Below are 21612 nucleotides of genomic sequence, written 5' to 3'. Positions count from 1 at the left end.
CGCATCGAGACTACGGGCGCCGCACGCGCCCGTATTGAAGAAAACTGCCCTCGTTGGACGGTCGCGCGGCCGCCGTCAGTGCAGCGCGCTCGGCGCGTGCGCCGGCCGGGTCTCGTGCCGGTCGGCCGGAGGCAGCGGGCCGCCGGCGCAGGGTTTCGTCGATACCGAGAAGCCGAACGTGTTGACGCCGCCCGAACACGCGACGAATACGCTGCCGCCGTGCATCTCGGCCACGGCCTTGACGATCGACAGCCCCAGCCCGTGGTTCTCCTTGCTGTTCGCGCGCGCTTCCTCGAGCCGGTAGAAGCGCTCGAACACGTGCGAGCGCCGGGCGGGATCGATCGGCTCGCCGGGATTCGCGACGGACACTTCGACCAGCGTGTCGCGACGCACGATCGTCACGCCGACCGTCGCGCCGGGCGCCGAGTGCTGGATCGCGTTGATCAGCAGGTTCGTCATCGCGCGGCGGAACAGCGACGGATCGACGGCCGCGCGCGCGTCGCCGTGCAGCTCGGCGCGCAACTGCGCTTCGTCGAGCGGGATTTCGAGGAAGTCGAGCATGCGCCGCACTTCGTCGGCGAGCGACACGTCCTTCAGGTCGGTCGCGCGTTCGCCGCGGTCGCTGCGCGACAGGAACAGCATGTCGTTGATGATCACGCGCAGCCGCTCGAATTCCTCGAGGTTCGACTGCAGCGTCCGCTCCATCCGCTCGACCGTGCGGTCGCGGCTCGTCAGCGCGACCTGGGTCTGGCCGATCAGGATGCTGATCGGCGTGCGCAACTCGTGCGCGACGTCCGCGTTGAACGCCTCGAGCCGCGCGTAGGTTTGCTGGATGCGGTCGAGCGCACCGTTGAACGACGTGGCGAGATCGCGCAGCTCGGGCGGCAGCGCGTCGGTCTGCAGCCGCTGGCGGCGATTCGCGAGGCTGATCGCGGAGGCGTCCTGCGACAGCCGGTCGAGCGGCGCGAGCCCGAAGCGGGCCACCGCGCGGCTCAGCAGCAGCGTGATGATCGTCGCGATCGTGATAAGCCCGGCGAGCGTCCAGCCGAAGCGGCGCAGCATCCGCTGCGTGCGCTCGCACGAGCTGGCGACGATCAGCTTCAGCGGCGGCCGCTCGCCGTTGCCGGCCACCGTGACGGTCTTCGTCATCACGTCGTAGGTGCTGTGGTTCAGCGCGTAGCGCTGGAACGCGCCGGACGGTGCGCCGACGGGCACGCCGTCGACGGGCGTGCCGAAGCGGAAATCCGGGTTCGGGCTGTCGACCTGGTAGTGCGTCGAGCCGTCGGGCGGTTCGAGGTCGGCGAGTTTTTCCTGCATGAGACGCCCGCGCATGGCCGTGGTCGCATGCGACACGATCATCTCGGCCACCTTGGTGCGCGTGTCGAGCGTCGCGCGCAGCTCGGCGAACAGCTGGCGCTCCATGATCACGAACAGCCCGCAGCCTACCAGCGTGAACACGAGCAGCGACACGATGCCGAACATCGCCGACAGCCGCAGGACGATCGAGCGTTTCATGCGGGCCTCTCGGTGTCGCCGTCCTCGCGCGCCTCGAGCACGTAGCCCATGCCGCGGATCGTGTGCAGCAGCTTGTCGGTGAACGGGCCGTCGAGTTTCGCGCGCAGGCGCTTGATCGCCGTTTCGACGACGTTCGCGTTGCTGTCGAAGTTCACGTCCCACACCAGTTCGGCGATGGTCGTCTTCGACAGCACCTCGCCGCTGCGGCGGGCGAGCACGCCGAGCAGCTGGAATTCCTGCGCGGTCAGGTCGAGCCGCGTGCCGTCGCGCGTGGCGCGGCGGCCGATCAGGTCGACGCGCAGGTCGCCGATCGAGATCAGCGTCGATTCCTGCACGCGGGCGCGGCGCGTCAGCGCGCGCAGCCGCTCGATCAGCTCGAGGAACGAGAACGGCTTGGTCAGGTAGTCGTCGGCGCCGCCGCGCAAGCCCCGCACGCGGTCGTCGACGCGGTCGCGCGCGGTCAGCATGATGACGGGCGTCTGCTTCTGCGCGCGCAGTGCCCGCAGCACGCCGAAGCCGTCCAGCTTCGGCAGCATCACGTCGAGCACGACCACGTCGTAGTCGAATTCGACGGCTTTCCACGCGCCGTCCTCGCCGTCGAGCGCGGTGTCGACGACCCAGCCTTCCTCGGTCAGGCCGCTCTTCAGGTATTCAACGACTTTCGGTTCGTCTTCGACGATCAGGACTTTCATGTGCGAATCCGTTGTCCGGGTAATCCGGTTAAGGGCGCGGGGGCGCCGCGGCCTGGGCCGCCGCCGGCGCTGCCGTGGCGACTTCGGCCGATGCGGGGCCGCCCGCGGCATGGCCATCCCAGCCGCCGCCCAGCGCCTTCGCGAGAAACACGACGAGCGCTGCGCACTGGCCCTGGATCTGCACGGCCTGCCGCTCGCTCGTCAGCAACTGCTGCTGGGCCGTCAGCACGTCGATGAACGGCGTCAGGCCGCCCGCGTAGCGATCCTGCGCGAGCGACACGAGCTTGCGCGCGTCGTCGACGGCGGCGGACGCCTGCTGCGCCGCCTCGGCGAGCACCGACAGGCCCGTGACCGCATTCTGCACCTCCTGGAACGCGGTGAGCACGGTCTGCCGGTAGCTGGCTTGCGCGGCGACGTAGCCGGCCTGCGCGAAATCGACGCCGGCTTTCAGCTTGCCGCCTTCGAACAGCGGCTGGCTGAGCGATCCGCCGACCGACCACAGCAATGCCGGCACGGTGAACAGGCCGGCGAAGCGCGTCGCGTCCCAGCCGATATCGGGCGACAGCGTGATGCGCGGGAAATACGCGGCGCGCGCGACACCGATCTGCGCATTCGCGGCGGCCATCGCGCGCTCGGCCGACGCGACGTCGGGCCGCCGCTGCAGCACGTCGCTCGGCAGGCCGGTCGGCAGCGCCGGCGCGTTGATCGGCACGACGCGCGGTGCGATCGAGAAGGCGGGGGCCGGTGTGCCGACCAGCGTCGCGATCGCGGTTTCGACCTGCACGCGCTGCTGGAGCAGCAATTGCGCCTGCGTGCGCGTCGCGTCGAGCTGCGCGCGCTGCTGCAGCAGGTCGAGGCCCGACACCGCGCCGAGGTCGTGGCGCGCGCTCACGTAGTCGAGCGCCTTTTGCTGCAGGTCGATCGAGCGCTTGACGACGTCGATCTCGGTGTCGAATTCGCGCAGCGCGAAATAGCTCGACGCGAGATTGGCGGTCAGCACCAGGCGCGCGTTCGCGAAATCGTCGCCGGCCTGCTCGGTGCTCGCCTGCGCGGATTCGACGCTGCGCCGCACGCGGCCGAACAGGTCGAGTTCGTAGCTGACGGCCGCGCCGACCTGGATGTCGTTCTGCACGGTCGACGTGCTTTTCGTCGCGTAGTTGGTCTGCGGCCGGTCGGCGGAGATCTTGAAGCGCTGGCCGCTCGCGTTCAGGCCGACGGCCGGATACTGCGCCGAGGCGACCGACGCGAGCGTCGCCTGCGCCTGGTCGTAGCGCGCGGCGACGGCTTTCAGGGTCTGGTTGTTGCGCAGCGCGTCGGCTTCCAGCGCATCGAGCTGCGGATCGCCGAACGCGGTCCACCATGCCGGGTCGAGCGGCGCGCGGGCCGGCGCGGCCGGGTGCCAGTAGGAATCCGCCGGGTCGAGCCGCCATGCGGCCGGTGTGTCGACGTCGGGCCGCGTGTAATCGGGGCCGACCGTGCAGCCGGCGAGCGCGGCGGCGAGCGCAATCGACGTGATGGAGACGGCGGCAGGCCACCGGCGGGGGCGCATCGCGATCACGACTTCGCCTCCGCGGCGCCGGAGGCCGGCTTGGCGGCCGGCGCCGTGACGATCACCGGGTCGCCGTTCGCGAGCGCGTCGCTCGGGTTCGTGACGAGGCGGTCGTTCGGCGTGAGCGGGCCGTCGACTTCGAGCGTCTGCCCGATCGTGCGCACGACCGTCACCTGCTTCAGGCGTACCTGGCCGTTCGCGTCGACGGTGGCGACCGTCGGGCCTTCGGCGCGGAACAGCAACGTATTGGCCGGCACCTGCAGGCGGCCGACCGGCGTCATCGGCAACGTCGCCTGCACGTACGCGCCGGGCAGCAGCCGGCCGTCCGGGTTCGGCAGCGTGATCTCGATCTGCAGCGAGCGCGTCGCGACGTCGATCGCCTCCGACGTGCGCGTGACCGTCCCGTCGAAGGTCCGGCCCGGCAGCTCGGCCTGCGCGACGCTCACGTGCTGGCCGACCTTCACCTGCTGCGCGTACGCCTGCGGCACCTGTACGTAGAGGCGCAGCCGGTCGGCCTGCACGACCGTGAACAGCGAGCGGCCCGCGTTGCCGGAACTGACGAGATCGCCCACGTCGACGTTGCGCTGCGTGACGATCCCGTCGATCGGCGCGGCGATCCGCTGGAAGCCTTTCAGCTCGGTGAGGCGGCGCATGTTCGCATCGGCCGCGGCGAGGTTCGCGGTGCCCTGGTTGAACGCGCCTTGCCGGTCGTCGAGTTCCTGCTGCGAGACGGCATCGCGCTGGCGCAACTGCTGCGCACGGTCGAACGAGGTCTTCGCGAGCGCGAGCGCGGCTTGCGCCTGCTGGCGCTGCGCGGTGGCCTGCGCGAGTTCCTGGTTCAGCTCGGGCGTGTCGAGTTCGGCAAGCGTCTGGCCCTGCTTCACGTGCGCGCCGATGTCGGCCTGCCAGCGCAGCACGTAGCCGCTCGCGCGGGCATAGATCGGCGCCTCGACGAAGCCGCGCAGCGTGCCGGGCAGCGTCAGCTTGCCGCCGGTGGCCGCATCGACCGGATGCGCGATGGTCACGTACTGGCGCGTGTTCTGCTCGGCGACCGCGTCGAGCCGGCTGTGGTTCAGCACGTTGACGACGATCGTGCGCGCCGCGCCGGCGGCCAGCAGCACGCCGATCACGACCAGGACGATTTTCCCGCGTCGCGACACCGACGACCGTGTCGGCAGGTGCATGCCGTGTTCGTCCACCTGGATGCCGACGGCGCTGTGATGTTTCTCTTCCATGAATTCAACCAAATCAACCGGGTAGTGGGACGAAAGTCAGTGGCCGGCCTGGCGCGCACGCCGGCGGGCCAGCCGCGCATGCACGCCGCCGAACACCAGCGGCACGAACAGGAGGGTCGACACGGTCGCGAACAGCAGCCCGCCGATCACCGCGCGGCCGAGCGGCGCATTCTGCTCGGCGCCTTCGCCGAGACCGAGCGCCATCGGCACCATCCCGATGATCATCGCGAGCGCCGTCATCAGCACCGGCCGGATCCGCGTCGCGCCGGCTTCCAGCGCGGCCGTGAGCGGCGGCGCGCCGTCCGCGAGGCGCTGGCGCGCGAACGACACGACCAGGATGCTGTTCGCGGTCGCGACGCCCACCGTCATGATCGCGCCCGTCAGCGCGGGCACGCTCAGGTGCGTGCCGGTGATGAACAGCATCCAGACGATGCCGGCGAGCGCGGCCGGCATCGCGCTGATGATGATCAGCGGGTCGAGCCACGACTGGAAATTGACGACGATCAGCAGGTAGACCAGCACGATCGCCATCGCGACGCCCGCGCCGAGGCCGATATACGACGTACGCATCGTCTCGATCTGGCCGCGCATCGTCAGCTCGGTGCCGCGCGGCAGCGTCGCGCGCGCATCCGACACGATGCGGTCGATCTCGCCGGCCACCGCGCCGAGGTCGCGGCCTTCGACGCTCACGAACACGTCGATCGCCGGGCGGATGTTGTAGTGCGTGATCACGGCCGGGTTCGCGGTGCTGCGCACCTGCACGAGGTTGCCGAGCAGCTGCAGCGGCATGCCCGTGCGGCCGCTCGCCGAGATCGGCGTGCCGAGCAGGTCGTCGACCGACGCGAGGTTGTATTGCGGGGTCTGGATCTGCAGCGGGTACTGGACGCCCGTGCGCGGGTTGATCCAGAACGACGGCGTGGTCTGGGAACTGCCGGACAGCGAGATCAGCATGTTCTGCGCGACGTTCTGCGCGGAGAGGTTGAGCTGCTGCATGCGCGTACGGTCCATGTCGGCCAGCAGGGTCGGTTCGTCGTTGCGTTGGAGCACGTGCACGTCGACGGCGCCGGGGATTTGCCTGATCTTTTTCATCAGGCTGCTCGCGATAGTCATGTTACTCGCGAGATCGTTGCCGAGCACCTGCAGGTCGATCGCGGCCGGTTGGCCGAAGTTGAGGATCTGCGTGATGATGTCCGACGGCTGGAAGAAGAACTCGACGCCGGGGAAGCGCTCGGGCAGCACTTTGCGCAGCGCCTGCACGTAGTGCTGGGTCGCGCGGTGGCCGGGCTTCAGCGCGATCAGCAGCTCGCCGTCGAGCGTGCCGATCGTGCCCGCGTTGCTGTACGACAGGTTGATGCCGCTCACCGGCAGGCCGAGGTTGTCGACGAGCGCGCCGAGCTCGTCGGGCGGCACGGTCTCGCGGATCACGCGCTCGACCTGATCGGCGAGGCGCGCGGTTTCCTCGATCCGGTAGCCGGTCGGCGCGCGCATGTGCAGCCGGATGTTGCCGGAATCCGCATTCGGGAAGAAGTCGCGGCCGAGCACGAACACGAGGCCCGTCGACAGCACGCAGAAGCCGAGGAAGCACATCGCGTAGAAGCGGCGGCGCACCAGCAGGATGCTGAGCAGCACGATGTACCACGCGCGCAGCCGCTCGAACGCCGCGTTGAACGCGTGATGGATGCGCGCGAAGCGCGACGTCGCATGGCCGGAGCCGGTGCTGGCCTGCTGCGGGCGGAACAGCAGCATCGCGAGCGTCGGCACCAGCGTGCGCGACAGCACGTACGACGCGAGCATCGCGAACACGACCGCTTCCGCGAGCGGCACGAACAGGAAGCGCGCGACGCCCGTCAAGAAGAACATCGGCACGAACACGATACAGATGCACAGCGTCGACACGAACGCGGGCACCGCGATCTCGCCGGCGCCTTCGAGGATCGCGTCGTGCAGGTTGGTGCCGAGATGCAGGTGCCGCTCGATGTTCTCGATCGTCACGGTCGCATCGTCGACGAGAATCCCGACCGCGAGCGCGAGCCCGCCGAGCGTCATGATGTTGATGGTCTCGCCGAGCGCGGACAGCGCGATCAGCGACGTGAAGATCGACAGCGGGATCGAGATCGCGATGATCAGCGTGCTGCGCCAGTTGCCGAGGAACAGCAGGATCATCATCGCGGTCAGCACGGCGGCGATCAGCGCCTCGTGGATCACGCCCTGGACGGCCGCGTTGACGAACACCGACTGGTCGAACAGCGGCGTGATCGTGAGCCCTTCGGGCAGCGTCGGGATCACCTTCGGCAGCAGCGCCTTCAGGTCCGACACGACCTTGAGCGTCGACGCGTCGCCGCTCTTCAGGATCGAGATGAGCACGCCGCGCTGGCCGTTCTGGCGCACGACGTTGGTCTGCGGCGCGAAGCCGTCGCGCACCGACGCCACCTCGCGCAGGTAGGTCGTCGCGCCGTTGATGGTCTGGACCGGCAGGCTGCTGATGTCGGCGATGGTGTCGGCCGACGCGTTCGTGTCGATCCGGTATTCGGTCTGGCCCATCTTCGCGGTGCCGGTCGGCAGCACGAGGTTCTGCGCGTTGACCGCGTTGACGATGTCGGCGGGCGTGAGCCCCTTCGACTGCAGCGCCTGCGGATCGAGGTCGATCGCGACCACGCGTGTGCGGCCGCCGTACGGGAACGGGATCTGCACGCCCGGCACCGTGATCAGCTGCGGGCGCAGGAAGTTGAGCGCGATGTCGGCGAGCGACTGTTCGCTGAGCGTCTTGCTCGACAGCCCGAGCTGGATCACCGGGATGCTCGACGCCGAATAGGTGATCACGAGCGGCGGCGTCGCGCCCTGCGGCATCTGCCGCACGATCGCCTGCGCGGACGACACCGTCTGCGCGATCGCCGTCTGCACGTTCGCGCCCGGCTGCAGGAACACCTTCACGACCGCGATGCCGGGCAGCGACGTCGATTCGACGTGCTGGATGTTGTTGACGGTCGTCGTCAGGATCCGCTCATGCACGGACGTGATGCGGTTCGTCATCTCGGTCGCGGAGAAGCCGCTGTAATTCCAGATGACGCTGATCACGGGAATGTTGATCGCGGGCAGCACGTCGACCGGCGTGCGCATCAGCGCAAGCGGGGTGGCCAGCACGATCATGATGGCCATCACGATGAACGTGTAGGGGCGCTTGAGCGCGAGATTGACGATCCACATGGAGGCAGCGGGACGGGCGGTGATCAGGCGTGGATAAAGGGAACCCGAATGATAGGCGTCGGCGTGGAACGGGTTACTGTCGCGAAACTGGCGGAATTGTCAGGTTGACGCATCGCGCGCGATGGCCGATTCAGCAGAGGAAACGCGGTGCGGCGTGACGACCGGAAAACGGCCGTGATACCGGATGGAAATGCTGCGTCGATGGCGATTCCGTTCATCGGCGCGCGCTCAGATCTGCTCCATCCCGACGCGCGCGAGCGCACCGAGATCGACGACGTCGATCTGGTTGTACGCGAGCCGCAGCGCGCCGAGCTTCTCGAGCTGCTGCAGCGCCTGGTTGATGCGCTGTCGCGATACGCCGACGAGCATCCCCAGTTCCTCCTGCGAGATCGACAGCGACGGGCCGGTGTCCGGGTACAGGGCGGGGTTGAAGAGCTGCGCGAGCGCCTGCGCGACGCGTGCGTCGACGTCCAGCAGCCGGCTGTTCTGGATCGACGCGATGAACTCGCCCATCCGGTTGTTCAGCTGGTGGATCACGAAGCGCGTGAACGGCAGGCTCGTGTCGAGCAGCGCATGGAACGTGTCGACCGGCACGAACAGCACGGTCGAGCGCTGGATCGCGACGACCTCGTACTTGCGCAGCTCGCGCTTGATCACGCTGCCTTCGCCGAACCAGCCGCCCGACGGCACGCCGGAGAACGTGCAGCCGCGCCCCGACGCATTGAAGATCGCGAGCTTCAGCAGCCCGCGGTGCACGCCGATCCAGTATTCGGAGGGCGCGAGCCGATGCGCGATCACGTCGCCGGCCTCGCACTGCTCGACGCGCGACTGCGCGAGCACGAGCGCCTGGTGCTCGGGTGCGAGCGTGCGGAACCACGCGCACTGGCTGAACAGCGTGGCCAGCGCCGGCAGCGGGCCCGGTTCGGGCAGGGCGTCGGCCGGGTGGGCGGGCGCGTCGGGCGATGCGGCGAGCGGGTCGTGCATGGGTGCGGGTTTGCGAGGATAGGGATAACGCGCAGCGCGTGAAAGGCACTCTGTCGTTTCGATGACAGACGGCTCACAATAGCGCCCGTTAGGCTGTCGGCAATTGAACCACATCAAAACGATCCGGGGTGGCTGCGCCCCGGTCGACAGGACACGGGAGACAGGATCATGACGCAGATGTTCGAGGCCGGACTCGGCCGCCGCGACGCGAATTACGTACCGCTCACCCCGATCGACTTCCTGGTCAGGACGGCCGAAGTCTACGGCGAGCGCCTCGCGATCGTGCACGGCGACGTGCGCCGCACCTGGGCCGAGACCTACACGCGCGCGAAGCAACTGGCGAGCGCGCTCGCAAGGCTCGGCGTCGAGCGCGGCGACACGGTCGCGGCGATGCTGCCGAACATTCCGGCGATGGTCGAGGCGCACTTCGGCGTGCCGATGGCCGGCGCGGTGCTGAACACGATCAACACGCGGCTCGACGTGTCGTCGGTGCTGTTCATGCTGCGCCATGGCGAGGCGAAGGTGCTGATCGTCGACACCGAGTATGCGGAGTTCGCGCATCGCGCGGCGCTCGAGGTGCCGGGGCTGAAGATCGTCAGCGTGGCCGATGCGATACCGGCCGATCCCGCGCGCTTCGCGGGCGCAACCGACTACGAGGCGCTCGTCGCGAGCGGCGACGCCGACTACGCATGGACGCCGCCCGCCGACGAATGGGAGGCGATCGCGCTGAACTACACGTCCGGCACGACCGGCGACCCGAAGGGCGTCGTCTATCACCATCGCGGCGCGTATCTCGCGGCGGTCAGCAACCTCCTCGAATGGGACATGCCGAAGCACGCCGTCTACCTGTGGACGCTGCCGATGTTCCACTGCAACGGCTGGTGCTTCCCGTGGGCCGTCGCGGCGCGTGCGGGCGTGAACGTCTGCCTGCGCAAGTTCGATGCGAAGACGGTGTTCGACCTGATCCGCCGCGAACGCATCACGCACTATTGCGGCGCGCCGATCGTGCAGAGCGCGATCGCGAATGCGCCGGCCGAATTCCGCGAAGGCATCGATCACACGGTGCACGCGATGGTCGCGGGCGCGGCGCCCGCGCCGGCCGTGATCGCGAAGATGAAGGAGATCGGCTTCGACCTGCTGCACGTGTACGGGCTGACCGAGGTCTACGGCCCGGCGACCGTGTGCGCGAAGCAGTCGCACTGGGAAACACTGAGCGACGACGAGCGCGCGCGGCTCAACGCGCGCCAGGGCGTGCGCTATCACCTGGAAGCGGGCGCGACGGTGCTCGATCCCGACACGATGGCGCCGGTGCCGGCCGACGGCGAGACGCTCGGCGAGATCATGTTCCGCGGCAACATCTGCATGAAGGGCTACCTGAAGAACCCGAAGGCAACCGACGACGCGTTCCACGGCGGCTGGTTCCATACCGGCGATCTCGCGGTGCTGATGCCGGACGGCTATATCCGGATCAAGGATCGCAAGAAGGACATCATCATCTCGGGCGGCGAGAACATCTCGAGCATCGAGGTCGAGGATGCGCTGTACCGGCACCCCGCGGTGGCGGTGGCGGCCGTCGTCGCGATGCCCGACCCGAAGTGGGGCGAGGTGCCGTGCGCGTTCGTCGAGCTGCGTGAAGGCGCGAGCGTGACCGAGGCGGAGATCGTCGCGCATTGCAAGGCGCTGCTCGCAGGCTTCAAGGTGCCGAAGGCCGTGCGGTTCGGCGAACTGCCGAAGACGTCGACCGGCAAGATCCAGAAGTTCCAGCTGCGCAATGCGGTGGGATCGGACAAGGCGATCGATCTGGCGGGCGACGACAAGAAGTAGGCGATGGGCCGGCCTTGGCCGGCCATCCGTGTTTCGTCACACACTCCGCTCGAGCCGGAACACGCTGACCGCGTCCGACAGGTGCGCGGCCTGGTCGCGCAGCGCGACGGCCGCGCGTTCGGCATCCGAGATCAGCATTGCGTTCTGCTGCGTCGCGTCGCCGATCTGCGTGACGGCCAGGTTCACCTGCTCGATACCGGTCGACTGTTCGCGCGACGCGGCGCTGATCTCGCCGATCAGCGTGCTGACCTGGTCGACGCGCGCGACGATGTCGCGCATCGTGCCGCGTGCGGCCTCCGCGATCCGGTAGCCGTGTTCGACGGTCGTCGACGATTCGGCGCTCAGCGCGTCGATCTCCTTGACCGCGGCCGCACTGCGCTGTGCAAGTGCGCGCACTTCGGCCGCGACCACCGCGAAGCCCTTGCCGTGTTCGCCCGCGCGCGCGGCCTCGACGGCCGCGTTCAGCGCCAGGATGTTGGTCTGGAACGCGATGCCTTCGATCGTGCCCGTGATCTCGGCGATCCGGCGCGTCGCGCGGCCGATGTCGTCCATCGTCGCGACCACGCGCTGCACCGCGGCGTCGCCGTTCGTCGCGGCGGCCGACGCGTCCGCGACCAGCGCATTGGCTTGCGCCGCATGCTCGGCACTCTGCTGCACGGCGGCGGTGATCTGTTCCATGCTGGCGGCCGTCTGTTCGACGCTGCTTGCCTGCGTCGCGATCCGCGCGGCGATGTCGCTGCTGCCGGCGGCGATGTCGACCGTGCCGCGCGCGATGTCGGCGGAGCTGTTGCGCACCTGCGCGACGATCCGCGCGAGGCCGTCGCCGATCCCGTCGACCGCCTGCACGAGCCGGCCAATCTCGTCGTCGCCCGCCTGGCCGCGCGTGGCCGCGCCATCCCGGATGCGCACGCTGAGATCGCCCGCCGCATAGCGCTCGGAGGCCCGTGCCGCCGCATCGAGCGGCCGGCTCACGACGCGGCGTACCACGATGACGAACAGCGTCGCGAACGCGGCGACGAGCACGGCGCCGATCATCAGGAAGCGGTTGCGGGTGGCGCGCATGGTGGCGAGCAGTTCGTCGTCGAGCGCGATGCCGCCGACGAGCCACTGCCACTGCGGAATCGTCGTGAACGACACGAATTTCGCGGTCGGGCCGCCATCGTGCGCGGCCGGGTCGGTCGACGTGTACGCGAGCCGCCCCTGGCCGGCCGCGAGCATCTGCGCGTATGGCGCGCGGGTGTCGTCGGCACGCTGGCCGTCGGCATCCGGATGCACGACGAAGGTGCCGCGCGACGGGCCCTGCGACGCATCGAGCACGAAATAGTAGCCGTTGTCGCCGATCTTCAACGCGCGGATGCCATCCTCGACGAGCTTGAGTTCGGCGCCGATGTCGAGGCCGACGAACAGCGCGCCGATCACGCGGCCGGTCGCATCGGTCACCGGTTTGTACTGCGTGATGTACGACCGGCCGAACAGCTTCGCGAGGCCCGTGTAGCTGCGTCCGGCGACGAGCGGTGCGTACGCGGGGCCGGCCCGGTCGAGTTTCGTGCCGACGGCACGCGCGCCGTCCTGCTTCTTCAGCGACGTCGTGATGCGCACGAAATCGTCGCCGTCGCGCGCGAAGATCGTCGCGATCGCGCCGCTTTTCTTCAGGAACTGGTCGGGAATCGAATAGTCGAGGTCGAGCGGCTGGCCGCCCGCGAGCAGGGTCGGCGCGGCGACGCCGCCGATATCGACGGTGCGCGCCGGGTCGAGCGTGAAATCGGGCGGCAGGAAGCTCGCGAACAGCGACATCGAGCGGTTTGCTTCGGCGGTCAGCGCCTTGTCGAACAGGTCGACCATCGCGCGGATCGACTGTTCCTTGTCGACGATCCGCATGTGCGCTTCTTCAGCGAGCTGCTGGCCGGCGAAATGGGCGAGCGTCCACGCGAACACGGTAAACAGCACGGCGACGAGTGCGCACGCCAGCGCCGCGAGACGCGCGCCGACGCTCACCCGGCCCAATTGAGTCAATCTCATGGAACATCCTGAGTGGGGAGGGAGAGGGGGCGGAACGCACGCGTCACCGCTAGTCGTCCGGTTAATACGGCAACTTCGGCGAAATCTTTAGCGGCGCGTCGTCGATGGCAACGTTAGCTGGTGCGACTGGCGCGCGGGCGGGCGACGGGAAGCGGGTGTCAGTGCGTCACGAGCCACGCGATCGCGAGATACCGCGCGACCTTCGCGACGGTGACGATCGCGAGGAACGACGGCAGCGGCTCGCGTAGCACGCCGGCGATCATCGTCAGCGGATCGCCGATCACGGGCGCCCAGCTCAGCAGCAGCGACCAGCGGCCGTAGCGCGCATACCAGCGCTCGGCGCGCGCAAGTGCGGCGGGCTTGACGGGAAACCAGCGGCGCTCGCGGAAGTGCTCGATGCCGCGCCCGAGCGCCCAGTTGATCACCGAGCCGGCAACGTTGCCGATGCTCGCGACGAGCACCAGCGCCCACACGGGTTCGCGCCCGGCGAGCAGCAGGCCGGCGACCACGGCTTCGGACTGGAGCGGGAACAGGGTCGCGGCGACCATCGACACGGCGAACAGGCCGCCGTAAGTGAGCAATTCGGACATCGCGCGATTGTACCGGTCACGCACCGGCCAATCCGGGGCTCAGAGTCGTGCGGTCACACGGTCATGCGGCGTCGGCCGTGCCGAACAGCAGGTGCGAGATCAGCGACTTGTCGACGGGTTCGTCGTTGAGCGTGCTGGCCAGCAGTTCGCCCGCCAGCTGCTGCGGCGAGAACACCATGTCGGGCTTCAAGAGGCGCAGCCGCTCGAGGTTGCGCTGCTGGTTCACGAGCGCGACCGTGCGTACCGACGGGGCGATCTCGCGGATCGCGAGGATGATGAAGGCGTTCTCGGCATCGTCGGAACGCAGCGCGAGCACCGCACGCGCGGTCGCCGCGGCGGCGCGTTCCAGCACCGCGTGGTCGGTCGCGTCGCCGACGATCAAGTCGGTCGCGGCCGGATAGTTGTGCTCGACGCCGGCCGGCACGACGACGGTCACCGCGTAGCCGCGCTTGCGCAGCCCGTCGTGCACCGCATGCGCGACGGGTGTCGCGCCGACGATCAGGTAGTGATGCTTGCGGATCACGTTCGAAATGCCTCCCTTGACGATCCGTTTGAGATTGCCGCCGATCACGGGGCCGACGACCGCGCTGATCGACGTCGCGAACACCGTGATGCCGAGCACGATCACCGATGCGGTGAACAGGCGGGCGGTCGGCGCATGCGGAACGATGTCGCCGTAGCCCACCGTCGACATCGACACGATCGAGAAATAGACGGCCGTGGCGAGATCGTGGACGGGCGGCGTGAATTCGTCGCCGAGATACAGCACGCCGAAGGTCGCGTAGATCAGCAGCGACACGATGCTCAGCAACGCGAACAGGCTGCTTGCGGCGACGCTCGCGCGGTCGAAGTGCCGCCAGTAATACAGCAGCGCGACGACCAGCACGGCCGTATAGACGAACACCGCGTGGCTGCGGTAGCCGCCGAGCACGCTGATCGCGGCGGCCGCGACCAGCAGCAGGATCGACAGCACCCACGCGACGCGGGCGCGCAGCACGATGCCGATGGCCATCGTCGCGAGGCCGGCCGCGACGACCACTTGCGGCAACACGACGAGCCCGGCGTTGTCGACGAGGTTCAGCGCATCGGCGAGCCACGCGTGATGCACGCCGAGCCTGGCATGCTCGATGACGGGGCGCAGCACCATGAGCGCGTCGAGCGCGAGGAGGAGAGCGAGATACCAGTGCAGGCCGATCGGCGCGAACAGGCGCCGCAGGCGGGGAGTGAGGGGCTTCATCCAGTCGCCCGGCTGGCCGGGCATGTCCAACGAAACAGCCGCTACCCTAAAGCATTCGGCAATCGGCTGCTTTTTCGAGGGGCGTGGCGTCGGCCGCGATGAAGCCGGCCGCCCGGCCGCTGTCAGTTCCAGCCGACCATGATCGCGCCCATTCCGACGAGCAGCCCGCCCGTCACGCGGTTCATCGCGCGCATCCTTGCGGGCCGCTGCAGCGCGCGGCTCAGCCGGTGCGAGAACAGCGCCATCGACGCGACGCCGCCCGCGAACAGCACCGCGAACGTCGCCGCGAGCAGCAGGAACTGCTGGTTCAGGCTCCAGTCGGCGCCGGGGCTGATGAACTGCGGGAAGAACGACGGGAAGAACAGCAGCGTCTTCGGATTCAGGCCCGAGGTCGCCACGCCGCGCCAGAACAGTGCGCGGTGCGAGTCGGGGTCGGGCGCGGCCGTTCCGGCGGGGCCGGCCGAGGCGGCGGGTGCGCCGGCCGGCGTACGGCTGAGCCATTGCTTGCAGCCGAGCCACACGAGGTAGGCCGCGCCGGCCCAGCGCAGTACGGTCAGCGCGCGCTCGTCGAGATGCACGAGCGAATTCAGGCACAGCGCGGTCAGCGCGAGTTGCAGCAGCACGGCGAGCGTGCCGCCCCAGACGCACGGCAGCGCGCGGCGCCAGCCGGCGCGTAGCGCCTGGTTCATGGTGAGGAGGTTGACGGGGCCGGGGGCGTAGACGAGAACGGCGGAAGCCGCGAGAAACGAGAGGTAAAGCCTGAACGACATGACGGGTAGGGCAGGAACAGGAACACGGGCGCCGAAGCCGCGCGGCCGGATAGGCGCGCGGGCGGCGGGGAATCGCATGCCTGCCGGCTGGCACCGCAACTCGTGATTGCGGCCGTGCGTCCCGGTGCGAAGGGTTGTCGCGGGAACGTGCCGGACAGCAGGCATGGGTAAAAATATATCAAGGGGCCGGATTAAAAGGCTTCCGCTTTTCCACACAAACCGGCACAAATCCGGAATGTCGTTCAGATAGAATCCCGGTTTCCAGTAGATGATTCTTTTTGCCATGGCCACACGTGAACGCTCGCCGAAAACGCTCGACAGCCAGGACCGCAAGATCCTCGGCGCCCTGCAGAAAAATGCGCGTCTGTCGAACGCCGAACTGGCCGAACAGATCGGCATGTCGACCACCGCGTGCTGGAACCGCACGCGGCAACTGGAGGTGGACGGCTACATCGACGGTTACGTCGCGCTCGTCAATCAGCGCAAGCTGGGCTATGCGGACATCGTGATTCTCGAAGTCACGCTCGATCGCCACGAGGACGACGCGCTCGCGCGCTTCGGCGAGGAACTCGCCGCGCTGCCCGAGGTGCTCGAGGCCTATCTCGTGTCGGGCGAGTACGACTACTGGATCAAGGTCGCGGTGGACGGCACGGCCGGTTACGAGCGGTTCCTGCGCGAAAAGCTGTACAAGATTTCGAGCATCCGTCACAGCCGCTCGATGTTCGCGCTGCGCTGCATGAAGGACGTGCCGTCGATTCAGGTGTGATGGGGGACGGGGAAGCGTGTGCGGCCGTCGTTGAAACGACGGCGCATGGGGCTGCGCCTTTGCGCGGAGCAAGCCGGCAATCGGGAGAAGGGCCAGGCAGAGGCGCGGTTCGGCGCCTGGGCCCGCCACGCGGATGAATCTTCCGTCCGTGATGATCCGGCGGATTTACGCGCTGGCGAGATAACAGTTGCCTGCCCGGGCAACCGGCAGACAAAACCGCGCCGAGGTTGATCGGCGCGGCATCGGCTTTAAAGCAACTTCAGAGCGACTTCAACGCGCGCCTGAAACGGGGCGCGCATTCAACGGGACTACCCGGCCTGTTTCCGACGACTTGCCTTGCAACCCGTTGCCCGACGCGGCGGCCTCATGGCGCGCGTCCGGGCAAGCGGATCGGGTGGGCATCGTGCGGCCAGCGCGGCTGGCGGCCGGCCATTGCGCGCTCAGCGCGGCAGGCGTGCGTGTGCTTCAGCGATGACTTCGCAGTTCTCGAGGTGGAGTGCCCAAGCTTCTGCAATCAGCTCGCCCATACGTGCGAGCCAGCCAGCGGATTCGGTGGAACGGTCGGAGGTGTTAGACGTTTGCATGTCGAAGCCCCATATAGGTGGCGAGTTAGGGATAACCCTAATCATAGCGAAACACCTCCGCTTTGTGAAATGCGATTTCGTTATATGAGAATTTCTGACAGTTTATGTTGCCTCGATGCAACATGAATCGCGGTCGCGCGGGGCTTCATATCGATGTCACTTGATACGGCCATCCCGCCCCGGAAAGGCCCGGCGCGCACGCGCGACGAGGCGGCGCCTCGCGGCGCGGTCTGGCAGAGCGAAGAAGAGGAAAAAGGGGATGGCTATCCGCCGATCCACCCGAACCGCCACGACAGCCGCCGCGTCGCGGCGAGCAACGCCTGCGCGAGCTCGCTGTCCAGCCCGCGCGGGAAGCCGCGCGACGAGCCGATGATCGCGATCACGAGCCGGATGCTGCCGGTGTGATCGAACACGGGCGCGGCGACCGTCCCGATGCCCGGCACCGGCGCATCGAACGCGAAATCGAGTTCGTCCGCGCGGATCGTCGCGAGCCGCGCGCGGAAGGCCGCGTCGGCCGGCGCGGCGGCGCGGCCCGCGAGGCGCACGGGCTCGTTGGCGAGCAGGTCGGCCAGCACGTCGTCGGACATGCCGGCCGCGAAGATCCGGCCGATCGCCGTGTTGACGAGCGACATCACCGTGCCGACCTGCAGGCTCACGTGCTGCGGCCGCGCCGACTCTTCGAGGCGGATCACGGTCGGGCCGAGCGGCCCCAGCGTCGCGGCTGCGACGCTCATGTCGGTCGCGCCGGCCAGCGCGACGATCTCGGCTTCCGCGTCGCGCGTCGGCGACACGCGCTGCATCGCGATCAGGCCGAGCGCCTGCCCGAGCGGGCCGCCGCCGAAGCAGCCGGCGTCGTCTCGGCTCAGCAGGCCGATCTTCAGCAGGCTGACGAGATGCGGAAAGGCCTTCGCGGCCGGCATGCCGGTGGCCGCCGCGAGATCGCGCAGCGGCAGCGCGCGGCCCGCCGACACCAGCGCGAGCAGCAGTTCGCCGGTGCTGTCGAGCGCATTGATCCCGCGCTGCGCCTTCGCATCGTCGGCCAGTGCGGGCGGCACACGCGGGGTGGCTGGGGCCGGGCCGGACGCCGACGGAGGCGCATCGTGCGCCGCGCCGAGCGATGCGGTTGCCTGAAGAGCCGCGTCGCGTAACGCTGCCGCGATCGGGCCGTCCCAGTCGACGTCGATCGAGCCCGTCGAACCGATCACCGTCAACGCGAGTTGCAGCGTGCCGTGCTCGTCGAATACCGGCACGCTCATCGCGCTGACGCCGGGGCTCGGCAGGTCGACGCCGCGCTCGATACCGCGTGCGCGGATCGCGTCGAGTTCCTGCTGCGGCACGCCGGCGTCCGGCGCGGGCTGCTCGGCGCCCGCGAGCGTGGCGCCGGCGCCGGCCTGGCTGGCCGCCATCGCATCGAGTTGCGCGGGATCGCCGAACGCGCGGAACACGCGGCCGGTGGCCGTCGTGTCGAGCGACATCACCGAGCCCACATGCAGGTTCACGTGCAGCGGATAGCCGCCGTGCTCGATGCGCACGATCGTCGGCCCGAGCACGCCCGGCACCGACACCGCGACGCTCAGGCCGACCGCTTCCGCGAGCCGCGCCGCGTGCGGCAGCGCCGCGCGATAGGCCGGCTGGCGCTCGATCGACATCAACCCGAGCCGCAGCGACAACGGGCCCGGCTCGTAGTTGCCGGTGATCGCATCGCGCTTCACGAGCGCGAGCCGCGTCAGGCTGACGAGATAGGTGTGCGCCTGCGCGGTCGACAGGTCGGCCGCCGCGGCCAGCTCGGACAGGCCGAGCGGCTTGCGCCGGCGCGCGAGCGCGTCGAGCAGCCGGCCGCCGACCTCGACACTCTGGATCCCGCGCTGCGCCTTGGGCGGCGCGTCGTCTGCGCTGACTTCGTGGTTCTGCACGCGATGATTCTTCCGTTGACGAAACCCCGCATGGTATCCGACGCCATTTATCGCGCCAGCCCGCAGGTTTACCCGTATTAGACAATAGCAAGCGACTTTGTCATTGACAAATATTCGGCGCAGGAAGATGATCCGCTCACTCCCCTCAACACATGGCTCGCAGCCACGGAACGCAACATGGCCAAAGCATTCGCCTCCCAAGCCGATCTGGAAGAGAAGAAAGTCACCTGGACGAAGCTGTCCGAGAACGCCTACGCGTACACCGCCGAAGGCGACCCGAACTCGGGCGTGATCATCGGCGACGACAGCGTGCTGATCGTCGACACGACCGCGACGCCCGCGATGGCGCAGGACCTGATCGCGAAGATCCGCAGCGTGACCGACAAGCCGATCAAGCACGTGGTGCTGTCGCATTACCATGCGGTGCGCGTGCTCGGCGCGTCCGCGTATTTCGACGAAGGCGCGCAGCACGTGATCGCGAGCCGCGGCACGTACGAGATGATCGTCGAGCGCGGCGAGGCCGACATGAAGTCGGAGATCGAGCGCTTCCCGCGCCTGTTCGCCGGGGTCGAGACGGTGCCGGGCCTGACCTGGCCGACGCTCGTGTTCGAGCGCGAGATCACGCTGTTCCTCGGCAAGCTCGAAGTGAAGATCATGCACGTCGGCTCGGGCCACACGAAGGGCGACACGATCGTCTGGATCCCGTCGCAGAAGGTGCTGTTCTCGGGCGACCTCGTCGAATACGACGCCGCGTGCTACTGCGGCGACGCGCAGCTCGAACAATGGCCGGCCACGCTCGAGGCGCTGCGTGCGCTCGGCGCCGAGAAGCTCGTGCCGGGCCGCGGCCCCGCGCTGCTGAACCCGGCCGACGTGAACAAGGGCCTCGACTACACGAAGGATTTCGTCACGACGCTGCTCGCGCAGGGCCGCAAGGCCGTCGAGCAGAAGCTCGACCTGAAGGCGTCGATGGCGCTCACGCGCGAAGCGATGGATCCGAAGTTCGGCCACGTGTTCATCTACGAGCACTGCTTGCCGTTCGACGTGTCGCGTGCCTTCGACGAAGCGAGCGGCATCACGCATCCGCGCATCTGGACCGCACAGCGCGACAAGGAAATGTGGGCCGCGCTGCAGGACTGAGCGGCTTGCACAGGCGGGGTGTCCGGCAGGGCGCTCCGCCTTTTTTCTGAAGCGGCGACGGGCCACGGCTTCCTGCCGGCTTTCCGTCCGCCGTATCCGATCTCACAAGAAAGCAGGGCGCACGTACGCCCTGGGAGACGGCTGCGCGCGCGAATCGCGCAGCCTGTTTGGAGAGAGACATGCCCCAATCGCTTCCCGCCGAAGCGACGCTCGCGCACGCGAGCGCTTCGGTTTCCGCTGCCGCCGCCACGGACGACGCGCTGCTGTTCCGCAAGATCGCGTGGCGAATCGTGCCGTTCCTGTTCCTCTGCTACGTCATCTCGTTCCTCGACCGGATCAACATCGGCTTCGCGCAGTTGCAGATGAAGCACGATCTCGGCTTCAGCGACGCGATGTACGGCCTCGGCGCCGCGGTGTTCTACGTCGGCTACGTGTTCTGCGAAGTGCCGAGCAACCTGCTGCTCGCGCGTTTCGGCGCGCGCCGCACCTTCACGCGGATCATGCTGCTGTGGGGCATCGCATCGACCGGGATGATGTTCGTGTCGCAGCCGTCGCATTTCTACGTGCTACGCTTCCTGCTCGGCGTGTTCGAAGCGGGCTTCTTTCCCGGCATCGTGCTGTACCTGACCTACTGGTTCCCCGCGAACCGGCGCGCGGCCGCGATCTCGGTGTTCTTCGCGGGCGTCGCGGTGGCCGGCGTGCTCGGCGGCCTGATGTCGGGCTGGATCATGCGCGACATGAGCGGCGTGCTCGGGCTGCACGGCTGGCAGTGGATGTTCGCGATCGAAGGCGCGCCGGCGATCCTGCTCGCGTTCGCCGCGTTCACGTTGCTGGTCGACCGGCCGCAGGACGCCACATGGCTCACGCCGGATGAAAAGGCACGGGTCGCCGCGCAGTGCGCCGACGTTGGGGGCCACGGCCACGCGCACGACGGGCGCAGCCTTGTGGCGGCACTGTCGAACCCGCGCGTGTACCTGTTCGCGTTCATCTATTTTTCGCTGACCTGCGCGTCGCTGACGCTCAACTTCTGGATGCCGCTGATGATCCGCGACTTCGGCGTGACCGACGTCGTGGCCGTGAGCCTGTACACGGTGGTGCCGAACGCGGTCGGCGCGGTGGGGCTGATCCTGATCGCGCGCCGCTCGGACCGCACCGGCGAGCGCCGCAAGCATTTCGCGTGCTGCACGATCGGCGGCGGGCTCGCGCTCGCGGCGCTGACGCTGCACCTGCACAGCTTCGCGGCGATGCTCGCGTGCCTGTCGGTCGCGGCGACGCTGATCTTCGCCGCACTGCCGATCTTCTGGGCGGTGCCGACCCGCTACCTGTCGGGCAACGCGTCCGCGGCCGGGATCGCGCTGATCAGCAGCATCGGGATCACGAGCGGGATCGTCAGCCCGTGGGTGATCGGGATGATCCGCACGCGCACCGGCAGCATGGATCTCGCCGTGTATCTGCTGGCCGCGCTGCTGGTGGCGAGCGGCGTCGCGCTGATGCTCGGCGTGAAAGGCGAAGCCGCGCCGCGCGACTGATCGAGCAACGGCCGGTCGCCGCTCGCGGGCGGCGGCGACCGGCACGCCGTGTGAGCCCCGCACC

General features: G+C 68.6%; 15 protein-coding genes. 4 read left to right on the top strand and 11 right to left on the bottom strand.

Features of this window, described 5'->3' with window-relative positions; all coding sequences use genetic code 11:
• Positions 1–75: 75 nt before the first annotated feature.
• The 6 genes from CFB47_RS25675 to CFB47_RS25650 all read right to left on the bottom strand — a co-directional run bounded on the left by CFB47_RS25675 (position 76) and on the right by CFB47_RS25650 (position 9179).
• Complete coding sequence (locus CFB47_RS25675) at positions 76–1515, bottom strand: heavy metal sensor histidine kinase (protein WP_089458117.1); 1440 nt, start codon at positions 1513–1515, stop codon at positions 76–78.
• Positions 1512–2207, bottom strand: coding sequence for a heavy metal response regulator transcription factor (locus tag CFB47_RS25670; RefSeq protein ID WP_011355331.1), 696 nt, complete (start codon positions 2205–2207; stop codon positions 1512–1514). Before CFB47_RS25670 ends, CFB47_RS25675 begins: the two co-directional genes overlap by 4 nt.
• A gap of 28 nt (positions 2208–2235) precedes the next feature.
• Positions 2236–3756, bottom strand: coding sequence for an efflux transporter outer membrane subunit (locus CFB47_RS25665; RefSeq protein ID WP_089462704.1), 1521 nt, complete (start codon positions 3754–3756; stop codon positions 2236–2238).
• Positions 3757–3761: 5 nt separating this feature from the next.
• Positions 3762–4991 (bottom strand): efflux RND transporter periplasmic adaptor subunit, encoded by a 1230-nt coding sequence (locus CFB47_RS25660; protein ID WP_089442575.1) that lies wholly within the window; start codon positions 4989–4991, stop codon positions 3762–3764.
• Between the two features lie 36 nt (positions 4992–5027).
• A complete protein-coding gene (locus CFB47_RS25655; RefSeq protein WP_089462703.1) occupies positions 5028–8195 on the bottom strand; it encodes an efflux RND transporter permease subunit in 3168 nt (1055 codons plus the stop codon).
• 228 nt (positions 8196–8423) lie between these two features.
• A complete protein-coding gene (locus tag CFB47_RS25650; protein ID WP_179258981.1) occupies positions 8424–9179 on the bottom strand; it encodes a Crp/Fnr family transcriptional regulator in 756 nt (251 codons plus the stop codon).
• 168 nt (positions 9180–9347) lie between these two features.
• Between CFB47_RS25650 and CFB47_RS25645 the strand changes: the two genes are divergently transcribed.
• Positions 9348–11003, top strand: a complete 1656-nt coding sequence (locus CFB47_RS25645; protein ID WP_089462702.1) for an acyl-CoA synthetase — start codon at positions 9348–9350, stop codon at positions 11001–11003.
• Positions 11004–11039: 36 nt separating this feature from the next.
• Here the strand turns inward: CFB47_RS25645 and CFB47_RS25640 are convergent, their stop codons facing one another.
• The 4 genes from CFB47_RS25640 to CFB47_RS25625 form a co-directional block, all read right to left on the bottom strand.
• Entirely contained in the window at positions 11040–13022 is a 1983-nt protein-coding gene (locus CFB47_RS25640) for a methyl-accepting chemotaxis protein (protein ID WP_089462701.1), read from the bottom strand.
• A gap of 158 nt (positions 13023–13180) precedes the next feature.
• Entirely contained in the window at positions 13181–13612 is a 432-nt protein-coding gene (locus CFB47_RS25635) for a YqaA family protein (protein WP_089462700.1), read from the bottom strand.
• Between the two features lie 61 nt (positions 13613–13673).
• The gene (kch, locus tag CFB47_RS25630) at positions 13674–14849 is read right to left on the bottom strand and encodes a voltage-gated potassium channel protein (protein WP_089463549.1); all 1176 of its coding nucleotides are present in this window, start codon (positions 14847–14849) and stop codon (positions 13674–13676) included.
• A gap of 122 nt (positions 14850–14971) precedes the next feature.
• Positions 14972–15619, bottom strand: a complete 648-nt coding sequence (locus CFB47_RS25625) for a LysE family translocator (RefSeq protein ID WP_089462699.1) — start codon at positions 15617–15619, stop codon at positions 14972–14974.
• 283 nt (positions 15620–15902) lie between these two features.
• Here CFB47_RS25625 and CFB47_RS25620 point away from each other — a divergent pair, with 283 nt between their 5' ends.
• Complete coding sequence (locus CFB47_RS25620; protein ID WP_021159229.1) at positions 15903–16385, top strand: Lrp/AsnC family transcriptional regulator; 483 nt, start codon at positions 15903–15905, stop codon at positions 16383–16385.
• Positions 16386–17232: 847 nt separating this feature from the next.
• Here the strand turns inward: CFB47_RS25620 and CFB47_RS25610 are convergent.
• A complete protein-coding gene (locus CFB47_RS25610; RefSeq protein WP_089462698.1) occupies positions 17233–18882 on the bottom strand; it encodes an IclR family transcriptional regulator in 1650 nt (549 codons plus the stop codon).
• 177 nt (positions 18883–19059) lie between these two features.
• Here CFB47_RS25610 and CFB47_RS25605 point away from each other — a divergent pair, with 177 nt between their 5' ends.
• Together CFB47_RS25605 and CFB47_RS25600 are read left to right on the top strand one after the other, a co-directional pair.
• Positions 19060–20019, top strand: coding sequence for an MBL fold metallo-hydrolase (locus CFB47_RS25605; protein WP_089427583.1), 960 nt, complete (start codon positions 19060–19062; stop codon positions 20017–20019).
• A 179-nt stretch (positions 20020–20198) separates the two neighbouring features.
• Complete coding sequence (locus tag CFB47_RS25600) at positions 20199–21548, top strand: MFS transporter (RefSeq protein WP_089462697.1); 1350 nt, start codon at positions 20199–20201, stop codon at positions 21546–21548.
• Positions 21549–21612 lie beyond the last annotated feature (64 nt).

The organism is Burkholderia sp. AU27893, assembly GCF_002223205.1.
Taxonomy (GTDB): Bacteria; Pseudomonadota; Gammaproteobacteria; order Burkholderiales; family Burkholderiaceae; genus Burkholderia.
The sequence above is the reverse complement of the archived record's forward strand: the minus strand, read 5'-3'. Positions and strand labels throughout refer to the sequence as shown.

Coding starts and splice junctions, on each gene's coding strand:
- CFB47_RS25675 (WP_089458117.1), bottom strand. CDS start 1,515: ATGAAACGCTCGATCGTCCTGCGGCTGTCGGCGATGTTCGGCATCGTG.
- CFB47_RS25670 (WP_011355331.1), bottom strand. CDS start 2,207: ATGAAAGTCCTGATCGTCGAAGACGAACCGAAAGTCGTTGAATACCTG.
- CFB47_RS25665 (WP_089462704.1), bottom strand. CDS start 3,756: ATGCGCCCCCGCCGGTGGCCTGCCGCCGTCTCCATCACGTCGATTGCG.
- CFB47_RS25660 (WP_089442575.1), bottom strand. CDS start 4,991: ATGGAAGAGAAACATCACAGCGCCGTCGGCATCCAGGTGGACGAACAC.
- CFB47_RS25655 (WP_089462703.1), bottom strand. CDS start 8,195: ATGTGGATCGTCAATCTCGCGCTCAAGCGCCCCTACACGTTCATCGTG.
- CFB47_RS25650 (WP_179258981.1), bottom strand. CDS start 9,179: ATGCACGACCCGCTCGCCGCATCGCCCGACGCGCCCGCCCACCCGGCC.
- CFB47_RS25645 (WP_089462702.1), top strand. CDS start 9,348: ATGACGCAGATGTTCGAGGCCGGACTCGGCCGCCGCGACGCGAATTAC.
- CFB47_RS25640 (WP_089462701.1), bottom strand. CDS start 13,022: ATGAGATTGACTCAATTGGGCCGGGTGAGCGTCGGCGCGCGTCTCGCG.
- CFB47_RS25635 (WP_089462700.1), bottom strand. CDS start 13,612: ATGTCCGAATTGCTCACTTACGGCGGCCTGTTCGCCGTGTCGATGGTC.
- kch (WP_089463549.1), bottom strand. CDS start 14,849: ATGAAGCCCCTCACTCCCCGCCTGCGGCGCCTGTTCGCGCCGATCGGC.
- CFB47_RS25625 (WP_089462699.1), bottom strand. CDS start 15,619: ATGTCGTTCAGGCTTTACCTCTCGTTTCTCGCGGCTTCCGCCGTTCTC.
- CFB47_RS25620 (WP_021159229.1), top strand. CDS start 15,903: ATGGCCACACGTGAACGCTCGCCGAAAACGCTCGACAGCCAGGACCGC.
- CFB47_RS25605 (WP_089427583.1), top strand. CDS start 19,060: ATGGCCAAAGCATTCGCCTCCCAAGCCGATCTGGAAGAGAAGAAAGTC.
- CFB47_RS25600 (WP_089462697.1), top strand. CDS start 20,199: ATGCCCCAATCGCTTCCCGCCGAAGCGACGCTCGCGCACGCGAGCGCT.